Raw genomic sequence first — 7,072 nt, forward strand, 5'->3', positions numbered from 1 at the left:
CGTGGAACTGCTCGCCGGAAATGCCACGGTAAATCAAAGCTTCATCTGGCGGTAGGTGGGGTTCATGGAGCGCTTAGGGTTGAGCGACTGTTGAACGACGGCCTTAATCGTGACGGTCGCTTGATCGTGGCCGCGGCCGTAAAACAAGCTGTGGCCACTAGGCACGCAACGTGCTCGGATCGCCGGCTTCGGCTGCGGCTGCCTGTAAGCGATCTGATCTGACAGCCTGGCCCAAGCTGCATAGACGCCAGAACTCGGCCGTAGAGTGCCAGCGCACGGATGTAAATTGTAGACGCCGAAGGATGTAGCCGGATGTAAAATCAGATTCAGACCGCTTGAGGCGCGGGGATCAATAGCGAATTGGCTTGGGGTGACTTGAGCGCTGGCTTACGCGACGGCGCCGATCGTCGAGCAAAGCACCGGTACGACAGGAGAAGACTAAACTGGGGCAATCGTCGGCTTAGTTCAGTGAAGCTTCAGTTTCAACCGAAGATCGAGTGCGTAGGCTGAACTAGACGATGGGATTACGAATGGGATCGCTAGTTGCTGAATTATGGTTTTCAAACCGGGCGATCAGGGATGGCGGGGCTGACGGAGGCAAGGAGGTACTGGAGAGATGGAGCGTAACGGGTTGATTCGAGGGTGTATGGTCAATTCAGGGAAAGTCTGTTTTTCGGGGGCCGGTGACAACCTCGGTGTCGTTTAGGTACACTGCATTTAACATAATATGCATTATGCGCATCTTTTGTATGGAGCCACCGGGGCCGAGGGTGGGTAGATTTGAGGCAGGCTCAAGTCCTCGGAAATAATTCTTAGGACGTTTTCTGAACTAATCCCTGTACTGCGGTGATTTTCCTCCGAGTTCAAGGTTTACTTCCTGCCAGTGGGACGTTTGTGACGCTCAGGAAATTTTGACCATGTCGATTGACGATGTGCGCCAGCAGATTTTCCATATTTATCAATTGGTTAAGTTCATGCTTTGCAAGCCCATCGCTCAGAATTGCGGGAGGTATTTTGATCATTGTGTGCCTAAATGATGAGAAGTGGCCAAGTCTAGACACAGCATGCGGATTTTCACTGGGCGTGCCGGTCTTCCATCAGAAAATGATCGGATCTTAAAAATGATCGACACCCTAACAAGGCTCCAGACCAGAAGTGCCCACACCGCTTGCCACTGAGGTAACACACCTACCAGCGCCACCCTAAGCGCAATACCGTCCAGAAAATAGCGCGTACAGGGCGACAACGCCCATTCGGGTCAGGCGTTCGCGCAGGAGGAGCCGAATGAGGTCTAATTGAAGTCAGTCCGTATCAGTAAAAAATGATCATCATTTTTACACTTATTCGCGGCATACAGTGTTACGCCTGCTTGCTAGGTCTCCGAGACTGCTTACAGGAGACCAAATACGACCTCGTTTATCGCTCACTGATGAATGAGCCGAAAGGTATAGAGTTGGTGCGCGCCAGGATTGCTTTACAGGAGGTGCATCTCGGGGCAATCTCGCAGCTATTCTCCAGTTTCGGAGGTGCCTCCTGAGCAGTGAAGCCCTCGCCTTTGTAGGAGGTTTCAAGGACAAATCCAATAATTACTCAACTAAATATTCATTTAGTTGAGTAATCATGAAAGTGCTTGTGGTTGCACTCCGACCTACTCCGCTAAGTGATCATCATTTTTAAATTATCACACGCGCATGTGCCATCCCCTGATGGGTTGCGGCTTCAGTCGTCGGTTGCTGATCATTTTTAACTTTAAAATGATCGCGACACTATCGAGTGTTGTGCTGCAAATTAGGTTGCTGAGGGGGGGTCGAGTAAATGATCATTTTTAAACACTTCCGGAAAGCTGCGGCTGATCCGTGTAGGCCCTGCTCGCAGCCGGGAAGGCGGTTATGTTTTTAAAAGTGATCATTTCAATTGTCGTTTAATGATCTAGGACGGAGGGGGTATGTTTGAGAAAGTGGCTTGGGAGTGAAGCTTCGAAGAAGCTTCATTATATGAGCATGTGCTCGGCTTGATTTCAAGAGCCCTGCCAGCGGATCTGACGGATGGTGCCAGGGATGGGAGGCCCTAATTCCATCGCTAAATCGCGAGCTGTCCGTCAATATATCAATAATTATCTATCGACTCCGGTGCAAATATTCTCCCGTGTTTCGAGTGAAGGGGTTGTGAACTGCGTTGAGTTATGTTTACTTAAGCATCTGTATTGTTTTTTCATGAGGCTTTATATGGTTCGCTGTGGACAGTTGGCTGGAGCGTTAAAGAGGAGCGTAAGCCTTCCATTTCCGATAAGTGCCAGAACCGGAAATGGTCAGTGACATGAAGACAGCTCCATTTGCACTGTTGCCATTGTTCAGTACCCACCGGTGGTTTATCGAATCTTCCACTGAGACTGATGATGAGGTCGCACTCACGGTTCATCGGTATCTGAGCGAATTCCCTGCCCAAGCAGATGCCCAGGCAGGCTATGGCGCAGTACGAGGCTTTCTGCAGTCCTACACAAGCAATGAAGCAACATTCAACTCGTATCGTACTCATGCGGAGCGGCTTTTGTTATGGTCGCTGCTGATTTGTCAGCGTCCGCTGCTTGAGTTACGACGTTCGGACGCCGAGGCTTTCCTAGAGTTCTGTATGAATCCCCCGGAGGTCTGGGTTGGTCAAGTAGTAAGAAATCGCTACCTTCGCGGGCATGCGGTCGACGGCGGATCTTTGATCCCGAACCCTGCCTGGCGTCCCTTCGCTACAACCACCAAGGGTGGCTATTACAACCTGACAGCCGGCAGCATCGCCCAAGTGTTCTCGGTCTGTAACAGCTTCTTTGAATACGCCATCGATGAAGGGATATGTGCTGTCGTAAATCCATTTCGAGCAATCAAGCAGAAATCCAAATTCAAGGGTCGCTCTGCCCAAGTAAAGACGACACGCGCGCTTACTCCCTTGCAATGGGAATACGTGCTCGAGGCCGCTGAAGTCATGGCGGATTCGGATCCAGTGCGGCATGAGCGCACTCTGTTCATCGCTTCCACCTTGTTTTCTATGTACCTCCGGGTTTCCGATATCTGCGGGAGAGATAATTGGGAGCCTTCTATGGGGGATTTTCGCTTAGATCACGACGGAAATTGGTGGTTTCACGCGGTTGGCAAGGGTAATAAAATCGGAAAAATCGCAGTCCGGACGGACTATGTCGAATGCTACCTTAAACGGTACAGGCAGTTTTTGGGGTTAAACCCCCTACCCTTTCCTAACGAAACCACTCCACTGTTGATGACGCTTGACGGAAAAGCCGGCCTGTCGACTAGGATGGTTCGTATCATCATGCGCGCAGTCTTTGATACTGCGATTAGCCGTATGGTCACAGAGGGTCGTCATGAAGGTGAGATCCAAAATCTGCGTGTGGCTTCTACGCATTGGTTGCGCCATACCGCAGCAACATTCGATGCGCCTTTCCGTGATCCCAAGGATTTGCAAGCCGATCTCCGACACAGCAGCCTTTCGACTACTCAGAATGTCTATTACAGCAGTCAGGATGATCAGCGCGCTTACTCCATAAAGAAGCTTGGTATGAAGGATCGCGGCTGATTCCTGTGATAACTTTCCAAGGAAGAGAAAATGAACAACATTCCATTCCCTTGTTTCTTCGGGATTGAAGAAATCCTGCAATTGGATGCCGAGAGCCTAGAATATGAGTCTCCATATGTTCTCTCTCAGCTTCAGGCCTGCGCAGCCGAAGCACGGCCTTTAGAAAGCTATGCTTGGGTTAAGAGTTTCCTACAGGCCAATGCGGTAGCTACCCGGTATACCGTTTATCGTGCAGCGGCTGAGAGGTTGTTGTTGTGGTGTTTGCTGGTCGTAGAGAAACCAGTAACGGAGCTTGATGAAATTGATATTCGTTGCTTTATGGATTTTTGTTTGTGCCCACCAGATCATTGGATTGCACAAAGCCCCGAAAAGCGTCTAATGCGCGCCTCGGCTAAACGAAGCTCTAGGGCCATGGTTGTGAATCCGGCTTGGAGACCCTTTAGGCCGAGCCTGAGCACGTCGCAGATTGAGGGCGACCAAGTAAAAATTACGGGCTCGTCGATACTTGCTGGAGTAATGGCAGTGATCAACCAATTCTACTTGCACCTAGCCGGAGAAGACGTTCTTGATAAAAACCCAGCACATGAGCTTCACCGGTCAAGACAATATGCACCTTTGTACGCCGTACATGAAGGGAAAAGGTGCTTTAATGCATCTGAGTGGCGGGAGTTCGTTGCAGTGGCTGAGGCAATGGCTGAAGCGGATCCAGGTTTTGAGCGAAAGCTATTCCTGATTATTACAGTTTATTATCTGCAATTGAAGCCAAGCGAGATTGAACAGTTTGGCAAGGTCATTCTTATGAAGTCTTTGTGCAGGAAAGATGATGGCACCTACAGGCTGGATGTTCCGCATTTTCCTGCATTGAAGCATGTTATGATACCATCAGAATATGTTGAGCGATGGGTTGCGCGGTTTCGAACTTATCTGGGAACGCATATGACACCCCTTAGCCTCGATCCGACACCACTAATTTCTACTCAGAGCGGCCGCGGTGGTATTAGCAGTAGGCATGCGAACCTCATTTTCAAATCCATTTGCAATCAGGTAGTGATGAATCTGGAAAATCTGGGCGTTGAGGTTCCGGATGACTCTCCTTTTCGAAATGCTTCTCTGCTGTGGCTGCGTGAGACTTCGTTGATGCGTTTGGCAGAATTTTTGCCATTTGATCACTTTCGCCTGATGGTTCGCGGATCCACGAGTGATAACGTATTCGCTCGGTATTATGCGTGGCACCCCAAATACCGAGCTCGCTGAGATATGGGTGTACTCTCCAAGCTCTGGACTTTATTTTTTCCTGATCGTAGGTCAGAAGCCGAGATAACACGTGAGCGTCAATTCATCGAGGCTGTTAACAGCCTCAAGACCCTCAGAACGACTGACCGCGGCGGTATGTCGATTGATCTCGAGGAGATTCGCGACCAGGTTTTAGAGAGTCGTGAGGCCTTGAAGTATCTCGTAGATCCAGCCAATAGAAAGGTTAAAGAGGTACCGCCCGGTGATTGACTCGATCTTGGTCACGAACTTTTGATCAAGATCCCCTGCCCTGCGTTGATCTGAGATGGCGTGCCCCGATGGGGACGGCTGTCGTAAACAGCGCCACCGGCTAGCGCCGGCGTCCCTGCCCGCTGGGATTCCATGCTCACGCCTCCGGCCGGAGGCCTGCGCGCTCCGCTTGCCATCGAGTACCTGAGCGCTAGGACAAGGTGTCCAGCGCTCATGATTGCACCTCGGATTGTCAGCCGCGGATCTTGTAGCCTTGGCGCTTCAGCGTTTCAAAGAGACAGTGGCGTTCGTAAATTTCAAGCGTTTGCCCGCTTGCCTCAAGCAGTTTCTCCATAATCCAGGCTGCGTCATCTTTCGAAAATGAATAGCTAGAGCATTCGAACTCCATTTCAACACCACCAGGTCTGACTGTCTGGATAGAGACTCCTGCATAGCCCTCGGGAAACGGCATGAGTGCGGTGCTAGCTTTACTGAAGGGGATCTCACCGGTTGCGTTCAAATGCCAGTCCAGGAACAGTCTGTATTCCCGCTTCAGTAGTGGCTCATCTTCTCTGACCACTGCCGTAGTCGGCTCTGCACTGGACTGCTCCACGATGGCGATCGCTTCGGCAAGGTAGAAAGCCAACTCATAGGCGACTGCTAAGCTGAATTCAAGGCCATGAGAGTCAAACTGGAGCCTTACACCGCCCTCGCCCACGCCCGTGATCGTACACTCCCAGTGATTATTAGAATCACTTTCGCGCCAGCAGCGAATTTGACGTTGAAAACTCTGAGTGGCTGGCGCGGTATTGATATTCAAACTCATTAAATCCTCAGTTTAGACAGTGGGTCTATCACCATAAACGGATGATTTTCTGAGAACTTGAGTTGTATTGAGAAATTTTTCGTGCCCTTTCAGAGGTGCCTATGCTGTATATGATTTTTTCGTAGCTGTACATATGTGCAGATATCACGCCCCTCCCCTGTTGTGTTATCTTCCCGTCATCGATTCAGGCCGCGGAAATGTTTGAAAAGAAATGCCCCGTGGTCTGCACATCCCTCTACTTCAGTTAAAGACATTAAATGGCCCTATCAAACGCAGTATTTCAGCGACTCAGCGGCGCCGATGAGTCGGGCAGTATTCAAATGCCCAAGAAGCAATTGGACGCATCGCTACAGATGTTTCAGATCGACATGCTCGCGTCCAACCTGGAGGCCTACTCAGTTGATCCCGCACGGGCTCGTGCCAAGTATCCGTGGGCGACTCGGTTTGCCATGGGACATCCCCTGGCTCCCTGGCAACGGCCTTCAGTTTGGACTGAGGAGCAGCAGGTTCGGTTTATCACTTCAATCTGGATGGGTTCAGATCTTGGGTCTTACCTGGTGAACGGTTGGTATGAGTTTGCTGATGGTGGCGCCTATGCGCTGAACAGCGAGGTTTTGCTAGATGGCCAGCAGAGGCTCACAGCCCTGGAAGGCTATCTGCTTGGCAGGTTTGGCGTGCCCGATGCGGATGGGTGTGTGCGGTATTGGGCGGAGGTCGGTGACAAGGAGCGTAAGCGTTTCTTGGCGATGCCTTTTGCTCAAGCCCGGGTGCATTCTGGTGATGAGGCTGCGTTACGTAAGGTTTACGATCTTCGAGCCTTCGGTGGAACTCCACATACTGAAGATCAGCGGGCATCTGCTTGATTAAATGATTAGCGTGCCCCCCCCTGGGGTCGGCTGTCGTAAACCGCGCCACCGGCTTCCGCCGGCGTCGCGGCCCGCTGGGCTTCCATCCTCACGCCTCCGGCCGGAGGCCTGCGCGCTCCGCTTGCCTCCGCAGATGCCCTGACATGACAGTGTAAGGGCGCCCTCTTCCGGCTAGATCCAGTCTTCTTCAATGTATGTTTGCATGCTCGTCACCAGTGGATCCATGGGTACGGCTTCAAGCTAACCGTAACCGTCCGGCCAACTCACCTTCCTGACCCCGACGCCAAAGGCGATGGTGTCCACCTAATTTAAGTGGACACCA

The 7,072-nt window shown here is 51.3% G+C and carries 4 protein-coding genes; 3 read left to right on the top strand and 1 reads right to left on the bottom strand.

Features of this window, described 5'->3' with window-relative positions:
* The first annotated feature begins 2,316 nt into the window (after positions 1 to 2,316).
* Together EGJ22_RS25350 and EGJ22_RS25355 are read left to right on the top strand one after the other, a co-directional pair.
* Positions 2,317 to 3,576, top strand: coding sequence for an integrase (locus EGJ22_RS25350; RefSeq protein ID WP_029887767.1), 1,260 nt, complete (start codon positions 2,317 to 2,319; stop codon positions 3,574 to 3,576).
* A 30-nt stretch (positions 3,577 to 3,606) separates the two neighbouring features.
* Positions 3,607 to 4,830 carry a hypothetical protein gene (locus tag EGJ22_RS25355; RefSeq protein WP_125920455.1) on the top strand — a complete coding sequence of 408 codons (1,224 nt, stop codon included), beginning with the start codon at positions 3,607 to 3,609 and terminating at the stop codon, positions 4,828 to 4,830.
* 481 nt (positions 4,831 to 5,311) lie between these two features.
* Here the strand turns inward: EGJ22_RS25355 and EGJ22_RS25365 are convergent, their stop codons facing one another.
* Entirely contained in the window at positions 5,312 to 5,884 is a 573-nt protein-coding gene (locus EGJ22_RS25365) for a hypothetical protein (protein WP_029887769.1), read from the bottom strand.
* Between the two features lie 257 nt (positions 5,885 to 6,141).
* Between EGJ22_RS25365 and EGJ22_RS25370 the strand changes: the two genes are divergently transcribed.
* Positions 6,142 to 6,747 (top strand): DUF262 domain-containing protein, encoded by a 606-nt coding sequence (locus tag EGJ22_RS25370; RefSeq protein WP_029887770.1) that lies wholly within the window; start codon positions 6,142 to 6,144, stop codon positions 6,745 to 6,747.
* The last annotated feature ends 325 nt before the right edge of the window (positions 6,748 to 7,072 follow it).

Origin of the sequence: Pseudomonas sp. p99-361 (assembly GCF_003935475.1) — a bacterium.
Classification (GTDB): domain Bacteria; phylum Pseudomonadota; class Gammaproteobacteria; order Pseudomonadales; family Pseudomonadaceae; genus Aquipseudomonas; species Aquipseudomonas juntendi.